Source organism: Rahnella sp. P4_A8, assembly GCF_056402435.1.
In genome coordinates, this window is record NZ_JBFUHK010000030.1 from 20,248 (window position 1) to 39,605 (window position 19,358).

Genomic DNA, 19,358 nt, shown 5'->3' on the forward strand with positions numbered 1-19,358 from the left:
AATGGAATTTATAACGAAACCGGCAGGAACGCTGAAAGTGGCGCTGGTGGGGGCGGGTCAGGTGGCGGAAAAGGTCCATGTGGCCTGTTACCGCCAGCTTCCGGGGCTTGAACTGGTCGCGGTGGTGGATTGCGATACGGCGCGCGCTCAGGCATTTGCCGGGCGCAACGGTATCGCCCGTGCCTTTACCTCACTGGAAGAGATGCTGGAGGCTGAACGGCCCGACATCGTCAGCATCTGTACGCCCAACCTTTTCCATCATCAGCAAGTGATCACGGCATTGCAGCACGGCTGTCATGTGTTCTGTGAAAAACCGCCTGCCATGACCGCCGCGCAGGCGCTGGAAATGTGGCAGGCGGCGGAACAGGCTGGCCGGATTCTGGCCTATGACTTTCATCACCGTTTCGCCGAAGATGCGCGCATTTTACGCCAGAAAGTCGCAGCGGGTGAACTGGGTGAGGTTTATGTCACCACCGCGCGCGCCCTGCGCCGCTGCGGCGTGCCCGGCTGGGGCAATTTCACGGATAAAACGCAGTCCGGCGGCGGACCGCTGATCGACATCGGCATTCATATGCTGGATGCCGCCATGTACGTGCTCGGCTTTCCGGCAGTGCGCAAAGTCACCGCGCAGATGTTTCAGAAAATCGGTAACCGCAAAAGTGAAGGGCAATTCGGAAGCTGGGATCCGCAGAAATACAGCGTGGAAGATTCAGTATTTGCCGCGATTGAGTTTTGCAACGGCGGGTTGCTGCGTCTGGAAACGGCGTTTGCGCTGAATATTCAGCCGCAATCGGTGATGAATGTTGAGTTTTGCGGTGATAAGGCCGGTGCCACACTGTTTCCTGCCCAGGTGTATACCGATGAAAAGGGTGAACTGGTGAGGTTATTCCACCGGGAGGTTGCCGACGATCAGCGCCATGTTCGCAGCGTTCAGGCGTTTGTGGCGGCGGTTCGCGGGGAAACGGTGAGTCTGGCAGACGCGGAACAGGGATACCGGATCCAGCAACTGGTGGCGGCTGTCTATCAGTCGGCAGAGTCGGGGGAGAGCGTGTATCTATGATTCAGCCTCAGATCCTGCCCGAAGCCCCGTTTTCACCACATCGCCTGAATAAGTACGGCAGCCTGCATACCTGCGGCAATGGCCGGATTGGTATCCGTGGCTGTCACGAAGAAGCCTATACCGATCAACAGCGGGGCATGTTTGTCGCGGGTTTTTATCACCGTGCGAATACGACCGAAGTCACCGAACTGGTGAATCTGCCGGATATTATTGGTATGCGCATTGAGCTGGACGGCGAAAGTTTATCGCTGCTTTCCGGCACGCTGCTGTCCTATCAGCGTGAACTGCGCACCATGAACGGTGAGCTGTATCGCGAACTGGTCTGGCAGTCGCCCGCCGGTCAGCGGTTCAAAATCGAAACCCGTCGTTTTGTGGCGCTTTCTCCGCTGACGCTGGTGGCGAGCCGTTTAACTGTCACCGCGCTGGATGCGGATGCACATTTGTGCGTGAGCACCGGCATTGATGCAACGCTCACCAACAGCGGCAGACAGCATCTGAATGAATGTTCAGTACGGGTTTTCGATCAAAACGTTTTACAAGGCGGTTATCAGACCACAGACGGCCAGCAGCAGGCGATCATCACCAGCCAGTGCCTGTTTCCTGCCCGCGCCAGCAGCAGTTTTTCGTCGAAAAACCGCCAGTTACTGCAACATATCAGCCTGCCGTTATCTGCCGGTGAAGCGGTGACGCTGGAGAAATTCAGCTGGATTGCCACGTCGCTCGACGCAGATTTCCTGCCAGAAAACACCTTCGCAGCACGCTGCCTGAAGGCCCTGCTGGCACACGCGCAGCAAGGTTACGGACACCTGCTGATGGAAAATACCCGCCACTGGCAGCATTACTGGCAGGCATCACGGGTCTGTGTGGCGTCAGATGATCCCCAGGATCAACGTGCGCTGGATTTTGCGCTGTATCACCTGAAGCTGATGATCCCGGCGCATGACGCGCGCGCCAGTGTGGCGGCGAAAGGGCTGACCGGCGAAGGCTATAAAGGGCATGTTTTCTGGGATACCGAAATATTTATCCTGCCTTTTGCCCTGCTGAATGCGTCTGAACAGGCGCGAAAACTGCTGGAATACCGCTATCTGCATCTGGCGCAGGCGCAGGACAAAGCCCGGCAGAATGGTTATCAGGGCGCACTGTTTCCGTGGGAAAGCGCGTTCAGCGGCGAAGAGGAAACGCCTGAATTTGCCGCGATCAATATCCGTACCGGTCAGCGGCAACGGGTGGCATCGGCGCTGGCAGAACATCATCTGGTGGCAGATATCGCCTATGCCACGGTGGGCTATTTCCAGGCCACGCTCGACACGGAATTTATGCAACAAATGGGACTGGCGCTGCTGAAAGAAACCGCGCGGTTCTGGATGAGCCGCGCTGAATGGCGTGACGACCGGCTGGCAATTCTCAACGTCATCGGGCCGGATGAATACACCGAACATGTTGATAATAATGCGTTTACCAATTATATGGCGCAGTACAACGTCCGGGAGGCCTGCCGGTATCTGCATGAATTTAATCATGAGGACGCCGCATTCTTTGCGCAGGCGGAAGATTTTCTGACGCACCTGTATCTGCCGCAGCCCGATGTGCAGGGTGTGATCGCGCAGGATGATTCCTTCCTCAGCAAACCGCAATGCGACCTGACAGCCTATAAATCCCGGCAGGGCACACAGGCCATTTTGCTGGATTATTCCCGTGCGGAAATCAACGAGATGCAGATTCTGAAACAGGCCGATGTGGTCATGCTCATGCAACTGCTGCCCGCACAGTTCACGCCACAATGTCAGGCTGCCAGTCTCAGTTTTTATGAACCGCGTACGATTCACGACTCTTCGCTGAGTAAATCGGTGCATGCGATTGTTGCCGCCCGGACCGGGCAGGTCGCACAGGCATTGCAGTTTTACCGCGAGGCGTGCCGCATCGATTTGGGCGAGGAACCTTACTCTTCGGACGACGGTATTCATGCGGCCGCCACGGCCGCTATCTGGACGGGGGCGCTGATGGGGTTTGCGGGGCTGGATTATCAGTCAGGCGAACTGCATTTCCGGCCCTCGCTGCCGCAGGGCTGGACGCGGTTACAGTTTCCCCTTTGCTGGCGTGGAACGCGCCTGACGGTGTCGCTTGAACCCCGGCAATTTACCCTCAGCAAAACGGATGCTCAGCCGCTGAAGGTCTGGATCAACGGCATCTCTCACACATTTACGGAAAGCCTCATTCTGAAAGGATCTCATGATGAAAACTGAACCCCTGCCGCGTGCCGTTATTTTTGACCTCGATGGTGTGGTGGTCGATACCGCACACCTGCATTTTATGGCCTGGCAACGACTGGCGCAGCGTATCGGGATCCCCATCGATGCTGCGTTTAATGAGCAACTGAAGGGCGTCAGTCGTCAGGAATCGCTGTTGAAGATCCTCGCTGTGGGCGGAAAAACCGGAACTTTTACGCAGGCAGAATGTGACGCAATGGCGGCGGAGAAAAATGCCGATTATGTCGCATTACTCGCCGGGCTGACCACGGCGGACATTTTGCCGGGGATCAGTGAATTGCTGCATACGTTGCGTGAACAGGGCGTGCTCACCGGTCTGGCTTCCGTTTCACAAAATGCCCCGCAGGTGCTCAGGGCGTTAGGACTGGAGCAGGCTTTCGATTATGTCGCGGACGCCCGCCGGATCACGCATTCCAAACCGCATCCGGAAATTTTCCTCAAGGTTTGCGAGGCGCTGAATATCGCGCCGCAGCATGCCGCAGGGATAGAGGATGCGCAGGCGGGGATTGATGCATTACGTGCCGGAGGCATTTTCTCGATTGGCATTGGCGCCACGCTGGAAGGGGCAAATCACCGTCTGGATTCTACCGACGGGCTGTCGTGGGCGGTTATCAGGCAACTATGGTTGCATCATCAGGCTGATATTTAAGGAAAAATTATGGCTCAGATTTCACTGCAACACATTCAGAAAATTTACGACAAACAGGTTCACGTGGTGAAGGATTTCAATCTGGAGATCGCGGATAAAGAATTTATCGTGTTTGTCGGGCCATCCGGCTGCGGAAAATCTACCACCCTGCGTATGATCGCCGGGCTGGAGGAAATTTCTTCCGGCGACCTGCTGATCGACGGCGTGCGCATGAACGACGTCGCACCGAAAGATCGCGAGATAGCGATGGTATTTCAGAACTATGCGCTTTACCCGCATATGTCCGTGTACGACAACATGGCGTTTGGCCTGAAACTGAGAAAGATTGCGCCGGAGGAAATCAGTCAGCGCGTGGAGTATGCGGCCCAGATCCTCGGGCTGAATGAGTATCTGGCGCGACGTCCGGGGGCGTTATCCGGCGGCCAGCGTCAGCGCGTCGCGCTCGGGCGCGCGATTGTGCGTGATGCCAAAGTCTTTCTGATGGACGAACCGCTGTCGAACCTCGATGCCAAACTGCGGGTACAGATGCGGGCCGAAATCAGCAAGCTGCACCATAAACTCAATACGACGATGATTTATGTCACCCATGATCAGACCGAAGCCATGACCATGGCAACGCGGATTGTGGTGATGAAAGACGGCATTATCCAGCAGGTTGGCGCGCCTAAAACGGTCTATAACCATCCACAAAATATGTTTGTGGCCGGTTTTATTGGATCACCGGCGATGAACTTTATCCGTGGTGCGCTGGATGGCAACTTTTTCGTGACGGAAAGTCTGCATATTCCGGTGCCTGAAGACAAACTGGCGATATTGAATGCACGGGGTTATCAACGTAAACCGCTGATACTCGGGATCCGTCCTGAAGATATCGCCGGTGCAGAGCAGCAGAACGCACATTTTGACGCGCGAATTACGGTAGCTGAACTGACCGGAGCAGAATTTATGTTGTATTGCTCGATTGGCGGTCATGAATTTGTCTGCCGTTCAAACGCTAATACTGATTATCAGGCCGGACAATTATTATCCCTGTGCTTTGATATGAATAAATGTCATTTCTTTGATTGTGAAACTGAGGAAGTCATTACCGCGCATTAATAAGTTATGTCACTAACGTGTATAAATAACACGAATTTTAAAAGAGGTTATCCGTTGTTTTAATATCCATCTGTCCCTACTGTAAAAGGAATTATTATAATGAAAATGAAAGTGGCTGCCGCATTATTATGCGGCACAGTCTGCTCGTCGGCTTTTTCCGCTGAGAGCGAAAGCGTAAATAAAAATGAAGATCATAATTCACCGGCAATGCTGACGCCGGTACCGATCGGTAACGTTGCGTTACCTGCTGAACCCTGGAAGGTGCAGATCGGCGCCATGCAGGAAACAGAGAACACAGAAGGTCAGGGCGATAAAGACGGCGCTTATGAACCGACGGTATTTGTTAACTTCAGCAAAGGAAAGTGGAACTTCTACGGCGCATTTTATCAGGAAGACCATAACGTCGATTACTCCGAAGATACCCGAAGTGACTGGTTTAATCAGGTCGAATTCGATATGCATTATCAGTTTGTGGATAACGCAGATTATGCGCTGGGGCTGATGCTCGGTTTCAGGAACTATCAGTGGCAATATAATGAAGATAAAAAGAAAGAGGGCAATTCTTATAATACCCAGCGTTATACCATTCAGCCAGACTGGTCGGTGTCGCTTAGTCCTGCGTTGAAATATAACGGCTGGATGGCGTTGTATAATTATTATAACAGTATGGACGATAACGGTTATCTGAATAAAGAGTTTGAAGGTGAAACCGGTTTGAAATACAGTTTCACCGATGATATCGCGATGCAGGTCAGTTATTATTTAGATCGCGGATGGAATACCGGTGACAGCCAGCGCGGGGAATTCGCTAAACAGGAAGCGCGTATCTATTTGCCGGTGAGCTTCGATCTTTTCTCCAGCGGGAAAACTGTGCTGACGCCTTATGCCCGCCGGACGCTGGATACCTATTATTACAATGATGATCGCGGAGAACGCGAAGGAGAAACCGATACGCGATTCGGGTTGTTAATCAATCAGCCTTTACCCAACGGTTTTGCCATCTCACTGGAATATGCCTACGAATTGCAGTTGCACGATAATACCGATGCCAGCGCCAATGCGAAGACCAAATTCCATTATACCGGTGTCGGTGTCACCTATTCTTTCTGATGCCTCTCATCACCCAACCGGAAGCTGTTTTCCGGTTGGGTTTTCTTATTTTCCGGCAGTGATTTCTATGGCGGAATGATTCACCACCAGCTGTGTCGGCACCAGCGTGCGGGAATGCGCGCCGGGACGATCGAAAATTTTATCGAACAGCACACCGCAACCCTGCCAGCCTAATTCGCGGATAGGAATTTCAATGCCGGTCAGCCCCGGAGACAGGATCGGCGAAATATTGTCGCTGCTGTAACCGGTGATGGAAATTTCATCGGGAATGATCTTTTTCTGTTCATGGGCCGCGCGGTAAATGCTCATGACTTTCACGGCATCCGTGGCGAAAACGGCCGTCGGCGGATGCGCCTTTTGCAGCAATGTCGTCGCCGCCAGATAAGCGCTTTCGGTGGTATAACCGCCGTCAATCATCAGGCCCGGTTGCGCAGTCAGACCGGCATCCTGCATGGCGCGTTTATAACCGGCAAGGCGGTCAATGGAAACGTGATAATCCAGCGGCGCGTGCAGGCAGGCAATATCCTGGTGACCGAGCGAAATAAGATGTTCTGTCAGCCGGTAACTGTCCTGAAAATTATCGGTATCGACGGAAAAGACGTGCTGATATGTTCCTTCAATATTGCCAATCACCACCACAGGAACCTGATAATTATCTAACTGTTCCAGAATATATTCATCGGCGGGTGAACTGAGCATTATCACGCCTTTCACCATTTTTTCCGTTATTTTAGCGACACACTTTTGCAGATCTTCTTCGCTATTTTTGGACGTCTGCAAAATAACGTCAAAACCCTCTTCTTCCGCTCTCAGCGCAATGGATTGCAATATTTCGGAGAAGAAAGGGTTCCCGGCGGTTGTTTTGGTCGAACGGGTGGATATCACTAAAATCGCATCAAAACCTTTGGATGTCAGCGCCCGCGCCAGTTTGCTTGGCTGATAATTCAGCGTGCGGATAGCATCCAGCACGCGCTCACGGGCATCTGGCGAAATATTGGTTTGGTTGGTAATAACTCTGGAAACGGTAGATTTGGACACTTTTGCCAGACGGGCAATATCATAAATAGTGACTGCCACAATATATGCACCTCAAATATCCGTATTAAGGACGGGATATTGATAATACGGGGCAGGTCTGAGGTTGTCCATTTTCCCCAGACCTGATGTGGCGGATTATTACTCGTCTAATTTCAGCGGCGGCAACTGCGCAAAAATGCTCAGCAGGCCTTCGCCCCAGCCTTTGCGGATCATGTCGAAATACGGGTGTGTTTCGGTGATCCGGTGCTGTTGCGCGGCGCTGAAGCTGTCTGTCGGATAGGTCATCACATCCAGCGGCAGGCCGACGGAAAGATTACTGCGCAGTGTGGAGTCCATCGAAATCAGCGCACATTGCATCGCCTGATCCAGCGCGGTGTCGTAGCTCAGTACGCGATCGATAATCGGCTTACCGTACTTACTCTCACCAATCTGGAAATACGGCGTGTCGTGCGTGGCTTCGATGAAATTCCCCTGCGGATAAATGTGGAACAGCCGCTGGCCCTCACCTTTAATCTGTCCGCCGAGCAACAGATTGCAGCTGAAATCTGTATTGCCCCCCTGATTTGCGCCGCTGTCCCGTGCAATCACTTCACGCACCGTTTCACCCAGCAGGCTGGCGGCATCGTAAAGCGACTTCACGTTCAGCAGGTTTTCCCGCTCATCGTCTGCGCAGCGACGATGCAGCAGACTGATAATGCTCTGTGTGGTCGCCAGATTTCCGGCACTCTGGATCACCAGCACGCGTTCATCGCTTTGATGAAAAACATGCAGTTTACGGAAGGTGGAAATATGGTCCACTCCGGCATTGGTGCGTGAATCTGAAACAAACACCAGGCCAGAGGACAAGCGCATGGCCACACAGTAAGTCATAAAAAGGTTTCCTCAGGTATTCAGGATCATTGCGGAACGTCGAGTATGGCAACGGCCGCGACAGTGCGCATGTCTTCGCTTCCTCCCCCTAACCGGATACCGCGGACCGGGCATGCATCAAGATAATCTATGCCGATAGCCAGTTTCAAATGCTGATTCGGTTTACAGGTGTTATTGGTGACATCGAAGCTCTGCCAGCGGTCATCCAGCCAGGCTTCCGCCCACGCATGCATGGCCACATGCGCCGAGTCTTCCGAGTAAAGATAGCCGCTGACGTAACGCGCCGGAATGCCCAGGCTGCGGCAGCAGGCCAGGAAAACGTGTGTGTGGTCCTGACATACGCCGGTTTGTGCTGAAAAGGCTTGTGAGGCGCTGTCTTTCACCGTGGTGCTGCCGGGGTTGTAAGGCATTTTCAGCAGCAGTTCGCCCATCAGGCTGCACAGACTTTCATGCTGTGCCTGCGGCCGGTAATAACGGCTGGCGAAATCGCGGATCGCGCCATCGGCCAGGGTCAGCGGGCTGGTGCGCAAAAACACCAGCGGCGAGAGATGCCCGCAATTATCGTCTTCCGTATTGTCTTCAATCTCGACCACGCCGTTGGCTTCAATGGTGATCGCCTGATGGGGTTGATCGAGCGTCAGGACATGCAGCACATTGCCATAGGCATCCAGCGTGCGGGTGGCATATTCCGGCAAGGTCAGATCCCACGACAAAATCTTCTGATGGCTGGAATCCTGCGGTGTGAGGCGCAGATATTGCGTGCTGTGTTTAACCTGTTGCGCATAGCTGTAATGCGTCTGATGTGTGACATTCAGTTTCATTATTGGGCCTCCAGATAGGTTTGATGAATGCTCTCAGCGATGGCATTGGTCTGATCCAGAAACTGCATCAACCAGGGGCTGAGACCCATCTCAACAATCTCGTCCATTTCGGTGAAGCGAAGCTGAGCATGAAGGGTATGGACACGGCGACGTGGCAAATTGCCTGCGCTGCCGCCGATTTCCTCCAGCTGTTCGGCCATGATTTCGACACAGGAAAGCAGAGAACGCGGTAACTCGCGGCGCAGTATCAGCAGCTCGGCAATACGTTTCTGGCTAAGTTGCTGCTTATAAAGCGTGTGGAACGCTTCGCGGGCGCTGACCGCACGCAGCAGCGTGTCCATCCGGTAGTACTCGCGCACCGGATCTTCATCGGCATTCAGTAACTGATTTTTGGCATCCAGCAGGCGGGCGGTGCTGTCCGCACGCTCAAGCATGGTGCCGAGGCGGATAAAGTTCAGTGCATCACTGCGCAGTAATGTGCCGAACATCGCACCGCGGAACAGATGTGAGCGCTCCTTGACCCAGTCGAAGAAAGCGTCTGCACCGGCAGAACCGACGCCCTGACGGCGGATCAGTTTCATCTCTATCCAGGTGGCATTGATGCTTTCCCAGACTTCAGAAGAAAGACTGCCGCGCACCGCATGCGCATTGTTCCAGGCCATTTGCAGGCAACTGAAAATGCTGCTGTGGTTGAAGCTGTCCAGAGCGAAGAAGTTGAGCAGATTACCCATCGACTCCTGCGGATAGTGCTCGTTGAACAGTGTCCGCGTACCGGTCATGGTCAGCGGTACCAGTAAATCATTGTTTTCATCGCGTGCGTTGACGTCACGGATCGACATCATCGACAGCTTATTGGTCACGTCCAGCAGGCGTGCAATATTCTCGGCGCGTTCCAGATAACGCGCCATCCAGTACAGTTCGCTGGCTGTTCTGCTTAGCATGCGTCATCCTCCGTCGGATTTTCTTCCAGCACCCAGGTATCTTTGGTCCCGCCGCCCTGAGATGAATTCACTACCAGCGAGCCTTCTTCCAGCGCTACGCGGGTTAATCCGCCCGGTACCAGACGAATTTCGGCGCCGGTCAGCGCAAATGGCCGCAGGTCGATATGACGCGGTGCCAGCCCGTTACCGACAAAGGTCGGGCAGGTGGAAAGCGCCAGCGTTTCCTGCGCGATGTAGTTTTCCGGGCGGATGCGCAGTAATTCGCGGAAGCGTTCAATTTCTGCCTTGCTGGCCGTCGGCCCAATCAGCATGCCGTAACCGCCTGCGCCATGAACCTCTTTCACCACCATTTTTTCCAGGTTGGCCAGCACGAAAGACAGATCGCTTTCCTTGCGGCATTGCCACGTCGGCACGTTATTGAGGATCGGATCTTCCGCCAGGTAGTAACGGATCATCTCCGGTACATACGGGTAGATCGATTTATCATCCGCCACGCCGGTACCGATCGCATTCGCCAGCACCACACCACCGGATCGATACACCGACAGCAGGCCGGGAACCCCGAGCATGGAATCGGCGCGGAACGCCAGCGGATCGAGGAAGGCGTCGTCGATACGCCGGTAGATCACGTCAATCTTGCACGGTCCGGCGGTGGTGCGCATAAACACCGCGCCGTCTTTCACGAACAGATCGACGCTTTCTACCAGTTCAACGCCCATTTGTTGTGCGAGGAAACTGTGCTCGAAATAGGCACTGTTAAAGCGGCCGGGCGTCAGTACCACGACGGTCGGATCGTTGACGGTGGTGCTTTCGCGCAGGGTTTGCAGTAAGTGGGAAGGGTAGCGGGAAACCGGCGCGATACGCTGCTCGGCAAACAATTCGGGATATAACCGCATCATCATTTTGCGGTTTTCCATCATGTAAGACACACCGGACGGCGTGCGCAGGTTGTCTTCCAGCACGTAGTATTCGCCATCGCCTCCCCGCACCATGTCGGTTCCGGCAATGTGGGCATAGGTATCACGGTGAAGATCGATGCCCTGCATGCAGGGCTGATACTGATCGTTGGCCAGCACCTGTTCGGCGGGCACGATCCCTGCCTTGAGGATCTTCTGGTCATGATAAATATCATGCAGAAAAGCATTAAGCGCCTGAACCCGCTGACGGATCCCGCGATCAAGCATCTGCCATTCGCTGGCCGGAATAATGCGTGGCACGCTGTCAAACGGGATCAGCCGTTCCGCGCCATCATCTTCGCCATAAACATTAAAGGTAATCCCCACCCGGTGAAACAACAGCGCAGCTTCCTCTTTTTTGCGCTGGACTGCCTGTTGATCGGCTTGCTGCAACCACTGCCAGTAGGCCTGATAATGGCTGCGGTGTTTGCCTTCAGCCATCAACATTTCATCAAAAAAGGGTGAATCGGAAAGGTCAATCTTGATCATCATCACCTCACAAACTGGACAGGCTGCAATTGAATCGTTCAATAACAATGAAGATCAGGCATAAAGTGTGCCAGCGTGCAAAACGGGCTGAAAATCAGGTGAAAAGGGGGCGGTCTGCTTAATTATAGGGCGAGGAGAAGTTTGTTTGCCTGAAAATGGGGCAAAAAAAACCAGCCCGCAGGCTGGTCTGGTGCATCACTGACGCGAATTAACGGCGGACGGCGATGGCTTCGATTTCGATTTTTACGTCTTTTGGCAGACGGGCGACTTCAACGCAAGAACGGGCCGGGAATGGCGCGTTGTGCTCGGTGAAGAAGGCTTCATACGTGGCGTTAACGGTGGCGAAGTCATTCAGATCTTTCACGAAAACGGTGGTTTTCACAATATCTGACACTTTCAGGCCAGCGGCTTCAACGATCGCCTGTACGTTTTCCAGTGACTGGCGCGTTTGTGCAGAAATGTCGTCAGCCACAGAGCCGGTTTTAGGATCCACTGGGATCTGGCCGGAAGTGATGATCATACTGCCCAGATCCACGCCCTGAACATAAGGACCGATAGCGGCAGGGGCGTTTTCAGTGCTGATTTCGCGGGACATAATGTCTCCTGATTTGCGTTAAGGGGAACAAGAAATTGTTCCCCAGTATAAAGGCTCAGTCGTTATTGAGCACCACCTGATGCTCAAACTCTTTTTCGCAGTATTTGCATTTCAGGTGCACGCCGTCTGCGCGCTGTTTCACCGCAAAGCTGGAGTCCACCGGTTCAAAACGGCTGATGCAGTTGCCGTTCGGGCAGCGCAGTACGCCGACAATCCGGTCCGGCAGCGTCGGCATCAGCTTTTTCACCACGTCGTAATTGTCGATGCGGTTCACCGTCGCGCGCGGGGCATACACCGCCAGCTGATTGACCTGTTCGTCGGTCAGAAAGGTGTTTTCAATTTTGATGATGTCTTTGCGGCCCAGCTCGCCGGAAGGCAGGTTCAGGCCGACCGTCACACGTTGTTCCGTCTGGGTAAACTTGAACAGCGACAGTAATTTAAATCCGACCTGTGCCGGAATATGGTCGATGACCGTACCGCATTTGATCGCTTCAACCTGAAGTTTATTGTCGTGCGTCATAATCGTTTTCTCCTCAAGTTTACTGTGCAGTGTCTGCGTTCAGAACCAGCGCCAGCAAAGCCTGACGCGCAAAAATTCCGTTACCGGCCTGCTGGAAATACCAGGCATATGGCGTTTTATCCACATCCGGCGTGATTTCATCGATACGCGGCAGCGGGTGAAGCACTTTCAGGTGCGGCTGAGCATGGGTCAGATCGGCAGCCCGCAGGACAAACTGTGCTTTCACGTTGGCGTATTCCGATGGATCCAGACGCTCTTTTTGCACGCGGGTCATGTACAGAATATCGATTTCAGACACCACTTCATCAATGCTGCTGTGCAGGCTGTATTCGATGCCTTTCTCTTCCAGCAACGTCAGGATATACCCCGGCATCGCCAGCGCGTCCGGCGCGATAAAGTAGAAGCGGTTGCCGTTAAATTTCGCCAGTGCYTGTGCCAGGGAATGTACCGTGCGGCCATATTTCAGGTCGCCGACCATGGCGATTTTAATGTTGTCGAGACGGCCCTGAGTTTCCTGAATGGTGAACAAATCCAGCAGGGTTTGCGTCGGATGCTGGTTCGCTCCGTCGCCTGCGTTGAGCACCGGAATACCGCCGGAGAATTCGGTCGCCAGACGCGCCGCGCCTTCCTGCGGATGGCGCATCACAATCGCATCAACGTAGGTGCTGATGACCGAAATGGTATCGGCCAGCGTTTCGCCTTTTTTGCCGAGCGAGGTGTTGCTGCTGTCGGAGAAACCCACCACCGAGGCGCCCAGACGATGCATCGACGTTTCAAATGACAGACGTGTGCGGGTTGAGGCTTCGAAGAAACAACTGGCGATCACTTTGTGTTTCAGCAATTCAGGCTGCGGGTTGGCTTTCAGGCTGGCAGCGGTATCCAGTACCAGTTCCAGCTCTTCGCGGCTGAGATCGTTGATAGAAATGATGTCTTTCTGATACAGCGGATTGGCCATAGTCGTCATTCTCCTGTTCTTTACGCGTAAAAAGTGTGGCGCTCAAATTCCGGACAAAAAAAAGCCCCTCAATGAGGGGCTTTCAGTAAAACGGTAATACCACGGAAGAACAACGGCAGCGGGCTGCCTGATGGCACGGTGTTTGGTCGATCATCTGAGCACAAAACCTGGCGATTGTTCATGGGTTCTCCCGACAAATTGTGGCGCATTATACGCGGGTCATTGACGACATCAAGCGGAAAAATGGCCTAAGGCAAACGGTTGCTGCCGTGGTTTTCCTTTATCGCCAGTATTCGCCTGATTATCCTGCAAACTCTGTCCAGCTCTGTCATTTCCCGTGGCGCAACCAGCACGGAAGTACTCGATGCGATCACGCCGAGCACCTCCGGCAACCGGTGTTGATCGATAATCCGCCCCACGGCGCGGCCATAGCCCGGCATGACATGTACCACGACAAATTGAGGATTGTGATCCACATCGGTGACCATTTCACTCACTGGCCTCAGGGCATCAGGGATAAGCTGAGATTGCTCATTGAGGGCGTAAATCTTTTTGCCTTTGGCATTCTGTACCTTCACGACGCCCAGTATTTTCAGCAATTGAGAAATGGTGGACTGGCCGATGTTGCGGTATCCCGCCCGCTGGAATTCCACACGCAGTTCTTCCTGTGATGAAAAACTCCGGCTGGCAATAAGCTGATGGCAGAGGATCAGTTGCTGGTGTTCTTTTTCAAGTGTAGACAACGTTCTTTTCATGGTTATGTTCCCGGTAAATAAAGGACGTCAACATGGCAAAAAAATCATTTTCTACAAAGAGTTAAACCAAAGAACCGAGACTTAGCGCGAACATCAGCAATACCAGTAAAATTCCCATCAAAGGTGCGACCCATTTCAGCCAGCGGACATAGGGCACCCGCGCGATGGCCAGACCGCCCATGACGACGGCGGAGGTCGGCGTGACCAGATTCACCAGCCCCGATGCCGACTGATAAGCGGTCACCACCAGTTCACGCCCGACGTGGGCGAAATCGGCGAGAGGCGCCATAATCGGCATGGTCATCACCGCCAGACCGGATGAAGAGGGCACCAGAAACGACAGCACCACTTCGAGCAGGAACATGACGTTGATGAAAATCACGCTGGATAATCCGGAAACGATGCCTTCTGCGCTGTGCAAAATGGTGTGGGTGATCATGCCGTTGTCCATGATCACCACGATGCCACGGGCAATGCCGATGATCAGTGCCACGCCGAGCAGGTCGCGTGCACCATCAATGAATGTCGAGGTCAGTTCTTCCTCACTCATGCGGGCAATCAGCCCCACCAGGATCGCTGCGGCCAGGAAAACGCCGGAGATTTCCCCCATCCACCAGCCTTTTACCGATACGCCATAAATCATCACCACAAAAGCCAGCGCGAAGATCAGCAGAATGATTTTACGTACGCCGGTAAAGGGCAGCAGTTCATCGCTGCGGTTACCGAGAAAGTGGGCGCGGTTGCTGTCCCACTGATCAGCCACAACAGAAAGCGAGGGATCGCGGCGCACTTTACGGGCATAGCGCATCACCCAGATCACGCAGATCAGCCAGCCGACGATCAGAATCGCCACGCGCAGGCCGATCCCGTGGGTGAAGGGGATGCCGGCAGCATTGGCGGCAATCACCGTCGCAAAAGGATTGATCGTCGAGCCGAGCGTGCCAATCCCGGCGCCCAGCAGTACGGTAGCCGCCGCGACCAGCGGGTCGAAACGGGCCGCCATCATCACCGGTACCAGAAGGGTGTAAAATGGCAATGACTCTTCGGCCATGCCGTAAATGGTGCCACCGGCGGCGAACAGTGCCATCAGGATCGGGATCATCCATTCTTCTTTGCCCTTAAGCCGGACAGTCACCCGCTCAATTCCGGCGTCGATTGCCCCGGTTTTGGTGACGATGCCCAGAAAACCGCCGATGATCAGAATAAATAAAGCGACATCAATTGCGCCAGCCTGGCCGGTGGTGTGGTTGTACAGGCCATCAATGGGCGCGAGGAAAATATCCACCAGCCCCTGCGGATTGCCGGTAACGGCGTGATAGGTGCCTGAGACGGGAACTTCTTTACCCAGCCCGACATTCATCGCCATGTCGTACTGACCGGCGGGGATAATCCAGCTCAGGCCCGCAACCAGCGCGATAAGCACAAACAAAATGGTGTAGGCAGAAGGGAATTTGAATGTACGCATAAACGTAATCCTTAAAAAAAGCGTGAAGGCAAAACGCCTTCACGCAAGGGGCTTAGTCATCGCCAAGGGTGGCGACCATGACCGCTTTTATGGTGTGCATACGGTTTTCGGCTTCATCAAAAACGATGGAATGCGGAGACTCAAAAACGTCATCCGTCACTTCCAGCCCTTTCATGCCGTAAGCGATTTCCAGTTCTTTGCCGAGGGTGGTTTCTTCGTTATGGAAGGCGGGCAGGCAGTGCATGAATTTGACGTCAGGATTGCCGGTAGCGTTAAGCACCGCCGCATTAACCTGATACGGGGTCATCAGACTGATACGTTCTGCCCAGGCGGTTTTGGCTTCGCCCATTGACACCCAGACATCGGTGTAAAGAAAATCGACGCCCTGTACGCCTTCATCAACGTGCTCTGTCAGCAGGATCCTTGCGCCGGTAGTGCGGGCGATATCGCAGCAGGTCGCGACCAGTGTCTCTTCCGGCCAGAAGGATTTTGGCGCGATCAGACGGATATCCATTCCCATTTTTGCGGCCCCGACCATCAGGGAATTACCCATATTATTTCGGGCATCGCCCAGATAAGCGAAGCTGATCTGACTGAGTTTTTTACCCGGCGAGTGTTCAAGCATGGTCATCAGGTCGGCAAGGATTTGGGTCGGATGAAACTCGTCGGTCAGCCCGTTCCACACCGGTACGCCGGAGAATTCCGCCAGTTCTTCCACCGTCTTTTGTGCAAAACCCCGGTATTCGATGCCGTCATACATTCGCCCCAGCACGCGGGCGGTGTCTTTCATGGATTCCTTGTGTCCGATCTGGCTGCCGCCAGGGCCGAGATAAGTCACGTGTGCGCCCTGATCAAACGCGGCGACTTCAAACGCACAGCGGGTGCGGGTAGAGGTTTTCTCAAAAATCAGCGCGATATTTTTTCCGCGCAGACAAGGGCGTTCCTGACCCGTTTGCTTATCGTCTTTAAGCGTCAGCGCCAGGGTGATCAGTTGCTGAATTTCTTCCGGTGTGAAATCAAGAAGTTTAAGAAAATGACGGTTTTTCAATGTGGTAGTCATAACATCATCCTGAAATAATCAAGTGAGGGCGGGTTATTCCGCGCGGATACAGGTGCCTTTCAGACCGGCCAGAATGGCTTCACCCTCTTCCAGTGCGCCGATCCCCGCCAGCCCGTGGCAGGCGTCGACAAACTGGCAGGCGGCACTGACTTTCGGCCCCATGGATCCGGCGTCGAAGGTCATACCGGCGAGATCCCGTGTAGTGATTTGATGCAGCGGACGCTGCTCCGGCGTGCCCCAGCCGAGGTACACCGCATCGGCATCGGTCAGGATCAGCAGCGCGTCGGCCTGTAACTGACGCGCCAGCAGCGCCGCCGAAAGGTCTTTGTCGATGACGGCCTCTGCGCCTGCCAGCCCGTCGGCGGTCTGATGAACCGGCACACCGCCGCCGCCGTTACAGATGACCAGATAGTGCTTTTCCAGCAAGTCACGGATGGCATCAATCTCGAGGATGCGCTGCGGTTGAGGAGAGGCGACCACGCGGCGGAAATGCTGCCCGTCGGCTTTCATCGCCCAGCCTTTTTCGGCGGCCAGATTTTCCGACTGCGCCTGCGTATAAACCGGACCGATGTATTTCGTCGGCTTATCAAATGCCGGATCGAGTAGGCTGACTTCCACCTGCGTCAGCAGGGTGCAGACGCGACTCTCAGGCAGACAATTTTTCAACGCCTGTTGCAACAGATAGCCGATCATCCCCTGTGTTTGTGCCACCAGAATATCGAGCGGGTAGGGCGCGACTGCCGGATAAGCGCTGTTTTGCAGCGCCAGCAATCCGACCTGCGGGCCGTTGCCGTGCACCAGCACGACGCGCCATTTCTGGCATAGCGCAGCCAGCGTTTCGGCCGCCAGACGGATGTTTTTGCGCTGCAGTTCGGCTTCGAGCGGTTCGCCACGGCGCAACAATGCGTTGCCGCCGAGGGCGACAACCAGAACAGGTTTGTTCATGAAATTTTCCCGGTATAGGTGATCAGATGTCGTCGCGTTCAAGCGGGCAGCTCATGCAACGCGCGCCGCCGCGGCCTCTTCCCAGTTCATCACCCGGAATGGGGAGAACGGTGATTCCGGCTTTGTCGTATTTTTCGTTAGTCCGGGTGTTACGTTCGTAGCCGATGACCACGCCGGGACGCACGGTCAGGACGTTATTGGCGTCATTCCACTGTTCGCGTTCGGCTTCAAAACTGTCGCCACCGGTGGTGATGAGTCTGATGTCGTCAATGCCCAGCGCTTTACCGATTGCCCGCACGAACTGTGGTTCTTCGGTGCGACGCAGGCCACCGTGACCATTGTCGGTCAGCGTCCAGCACAACGTGGTGTCGCGCACCACTTCCGGATACACCGAGAAAGTGTCCAGATCGATATGTGTCATGACGGTATCAAGGTGCATACAGGAACGGTGTTTCGGTAATTGCAGCACAATCACTTTGGTGGCTTGCTGATGTTTGAACAGTGAACGCGCGAGGAACTCCACACCCTGCGGTGTCGTGCGTTCTGATAAACCAATTAATACTGCGCCACGGCCAATGACTAAAACATCGCCACCTTCCAGCGTGGCGTGGTCGTAATTAAATTCGTCGTCGCCAAAGTAAGTAATAAATTCGTTATCGGTAAAGTGCGGGTGCCAGCGATATATGGCCCGTAAATTATTGGTTTCCCGTTTACGTGCTTCCTTTGCCATCGGATTAACTGATACGCCGTTATATATCCAGCAGGAGGTATCACGGGTAAATAAATGATTGGGTAAAGGCTTAATCACGAAGTCATTTAACTGATGCGTATCTGTGACCATATTATGGAATGTATCGGGAATTTCACTGTATGTTAATCCGCCGCTCATAAACCGGGCCGTTTGCCGGTGAGGAAGATCGGCCAGCCAGCCACGAATCTCTTCGGCAAATTGTGGCCCAAGCCGGTAATCCGAGATTTGCCGGCTGAGCAGCCAGTCTTTGGCCTCGCGGTTATCGAGGGTTTCCGTCAGCAGGTCAGTGAGCAATAAGACTTCCACACCTTGCTGGCGCAAGGTCTGACTGAAGACGTCATGCTCTTTTCCGGCGCGCTCAACGGAAAGTACGTCATCGAATAATAATTCCTGACAATTCGACGGGGTGAGTCGCTGTAAACTTAAATTTGGCCGGTGAAGCATCATGCTGCGAAGTTGGCCTATTTCGGATCCTACATAATGCCGTTTCATATTTATCCCTTTTTATAAAAAGAAGACCAAATAATGTTTTGGGCAAATGAATTACGCGGAGAATAAATAATATATTCAACCTGAAATGGAATGTGCCCGTAACGGAGTGAATAATATTCCGCTCAGGCATTTAATATGTGATTCAGATCGCATCAGAATAAACGGATGAAAGAGGTTATATGTTGATTGATAAGCGTCATTGTTTTATTTATTAGCGGGCGCAGTAAAGTGAATAATAAACGAAATATCAGCGTAATTATTTATCCTGACAGTAAATGACCGATTGAGATAATGTTTACTCAGTTATAATCCGCTAAAAAATAAGGGGTTTATTTCTCGTCTGCATAGAATGTCTTTTTTCATGATTAAATATTTATAAATACTCTGAAACCTTAAATAACTATGATTTATTTGGGGTGTTTTCGGTTTAATTAACTTTGTGATCTGTGAGTGAGTTTTTATAAAAAATCCGTAATACCAACAGGATGAAAGGGCCACACTGAATACGTTTTCAGGGTTTA

18 protein-coding genes are annotated in these 19,358 nt (G+C 53.4%); 5 read left to right on the top strand and 13 right to left on the bottom strand.

Annotated features, from left to right (window positions below; genetic code table 11):
• Nucleotide 1: 1 nt before the first annotated feature.
• From AC1DUO_RS15395 to AC1DUO_RS15415, 5 genes are all read left to right on the top strand, one after another.
• On the top strand, nucleotides 2-1,060 hold the full coding sequence (locus tag AC1DUO_RS15395) for a Gfo/Idh/MocA family protein (protein WP_119262130.1): 1,059 nt from the start codon (nucleotides 2-4) through the stop codon (nucleotides 1,058-1,060).
• Nucleotides 1,057-3,303 carry a glycoside hydrolase family 65 protein gene (locus AC1DUO_RS15400; protein ID WP_119262129.1) on the top strand — a complete coding sequence of 749 codons (2,247 nt, stop codon included), beginning with the start codon at nucleotides 1,057-1,059 and terminating at the stop codon, nucleotides 3,301-3,303. Before AC1DUO_RS15395 ends, AC1DUO_RS15400 begins: the two co-directional genes overlap by 4 nt.
• Entirely contained in the window at nucleotides 3,293-3,976 is a 684-nt protein-coding gene (gene pgmB, locus AC1DUO_RS15405; RefSeq protein WP_119262128.1) for a beta-phosphoglucomutase, read from the top strand. Before AC1DUO_RS15400 ends, pgmB begins: the two co-directional genes overlap by 11 nt.
• A 9-nt stretch (nucleotides 3,977-3,985) precedes the next feature.
• The gene (locus AC1DUO_RS15410; protein WP_037035089.1) at nucleotides 3,986-5,074 is read left to right on the top strand and encodes an ABC transporter ATP-binding protein; all 1,089 of its coding nucleotides are present in this window, start codon (nucleotides 3,986-3,988) and stop codon (nucleotides 5,072-5,074) included.
• A gap of 99 nt (nucleotides 5,075-5,173) precedes the next feature.
• Nucleotides 5,174-6,184, top strand: a complete 1,011-nt coding sequence (locus AC1DUO_RS15415; RefSeq protein WP_013577188.1) for an OmpG family monomeric porin — start codon at nucleotides 5,174-5,176, stop codon at nucleotides 6,182-6,184.
• Between the two features lie 45 nt (nucleotides 6,185-6,229).
• Here the strand turns inward: AC1DUO_RS15415 and AC1DUO_RS15420 are convergent, their stop codons facing one another.
• The 13 genes from AC1DUO_RS15420 to arcA form a co-directional block, all read right to left on the bottom strand.
• Nucleotides 6,230-7,261 carry a LacI family DNA-binding transcriptional regulator gene (locus tag AC1DUO_RS15420; RefSeq protein ID WP_013577187.1) on the bottom strand — a complete coding sequence of 344 codons (1,032 nt, stop codon included), beginning with the start codon at nucleotides 7,259-7,261 and terminating at the stop codon, nucleotides 6,230-6,232.
• 99 nt (nucleotides 7,262-7,360) lie between these two features.
• The gene (locus AC1DUO_RS15425) at nucleotides 7,361-8,092 is read right to left on the bottom strand and encodes a proteasome-type protease (protein WP_013577186.1); all 732 of its coding nucleotides are present in this window, start codon (nucleotides 8,090-8,092) and stop codon (nucleotides 7,361-7,363) included.
• A gap of 26 nt (nucleotides 8,093-8,118) precedes the next feature.
• Entirely contained in the window at nucleotides 8,119-8,913 is a 795-nt protein-coding gene (locus AC1DUO_RS15430; protein WP_013577185.1) for a transglutaminase family protein, read from the bottom strand.
• Nucleotides 8,913-9,854 carry an alpha-E domain-containing protein gene (locus tag AC1DUO_RS15435; protein WP_013577184.1) on the bottom strand — a complete coding sequence of 314 codons (942 nt, stop codon included), beginning with the start codon at nucleotides 9,852-9,854 and terminating at the stop codon, nucleotides 8,913-8,915. The genes AC1DUO_RS15430 and AC1DUO_RS15435 overlap by 1 nt, the downstream gene beginning before the upstream one ends.
• Nucleotides 9,848-11,299: a circularly permuted type 2 ATP-grasp protein gene (locus tag AC1DUO_RS15440; protein WP_013577183.1), complete on the bottom strand. Its 1,452-nt coding sequence runs from the start codon at nucleotides 11,297-11,299 to the stop codon at nucleotides 9,848-9,850. Before AC1DUO_RS15440 ends, AC1DUO_RS15435 begins: the two co-directional genes overlap by 7 nt.
• Nucleotides 11,300-11,507: 208 nt before the next feature.
• Nucleotides 11,508-11,894 carry a 2-iminobutanoate/2-iminopropanoate deaminase gene (gene ridA / locus AC1DUO_RS15445; protein ID WP_013577173.1) on the bottom strand — a complete coding sequence of 129 codons (387 nt, stop codon included), beginning with the start codon at nucleotides 11,892-11,894 and terminating at the stop codon, nucleotides 11,508-11,510.
• A gap of 55 nt (nucleotides 11,895-11,949) precedes the next feature.
• Nucleotides 11,950-12,414, bottom strand: a complete 465-nt coding sequence (gene pyrI, locus AC1DUO_RS15450) for an aspartate carbamoyltransferase regulatory subunit (RefSeq protein WP_013577172.1) — start codon at nucleotides 12,412-12,414, stop codon at nucleotides 11,950-11,952.
• Between the two features lie 19 nt (nucleotides 12,415-12,433).
• Nucleotides 12,434-13,369: an aspartate carbamoyltransferase gene (pyrB, locus tag AC1DUO_RS15455; protein ID WP_013577171.1), complete on the bottom strand. Its 936-nt coding sequence runs from the start codon at nucleotides 13,367-13,369 to the stop codon at nucleotides 12,434-12,436.
• 248 nt (nucleotides 13,370-13,617) lie between these two features.
• Nucleotides 13,618-14,124: an arginine repressor gene (locus AC1DUO_RS15460; RefSeq protein WP_013577169.1), complete on the bottom strand. Its 507-nt coding sequence runs from the start codon at nucleotides 14,122-14,124 to the stop codon at nucleotides 13,618-13,620.
• A 61-nt stretch (nucleotides 14,125-14,185) separates the two neighbouring features.
• Complete coding sequence (locus AC1DUO_RS15465) at nucleotides 14,186-15,589, bottom strand: YfcC family protein (RefSeq protein ID WP_013577168.1); 1,404 nt, start codon at nucleotides 15,587-15,589, stop codon at nucleotides 14,186-14,188.
• A 52-nt stretch (nucleotides 15,590-15,641) separates the two neighbouring features.
• A complete protein-coding gene (argF, locus tag AC1DUO_RS15470) occupies nucleotides 15,642-16,649 on the bottom strand; it encodes an ornithine carbamoyltransferase (RefSeq protein ID WP_013577167.1) in 1,008 nt (335 codons plus the stop codon).
• Nucleotides 16,650-16,682: 33 nt separating this feature from the next.
• Nucleotides 16,683-17,594 carry a carbamate kinase gene (gene arcC / locus AC1DUO_RS15475; RefSeq protein WP_013577166.1) on the bottom strand — a complete coding sequence of 304 codons (912 nt, stop codon included), beginning with the start codon at nucleotides 17,592-17,594 and terminating at the stop codon, nucleotides 16,683-16,685.
• A 22-nt stretch (nucleotides 17,595-17,616) separates the two neighbouring features.
• Complete coding sequence (gene arcA, locus AC1DUO_RS15480) at nucleotides 17,617-18,837, bottom strand: arginine deiminase (protein WP_477987873.1); 1,221 nt, start codon at nucleotides 18,835-18,837, stop codon at nucleotides 17,617-17,619.
• Nucleotides 18,838-19,358: the final 521 nt, after the last annotated feature.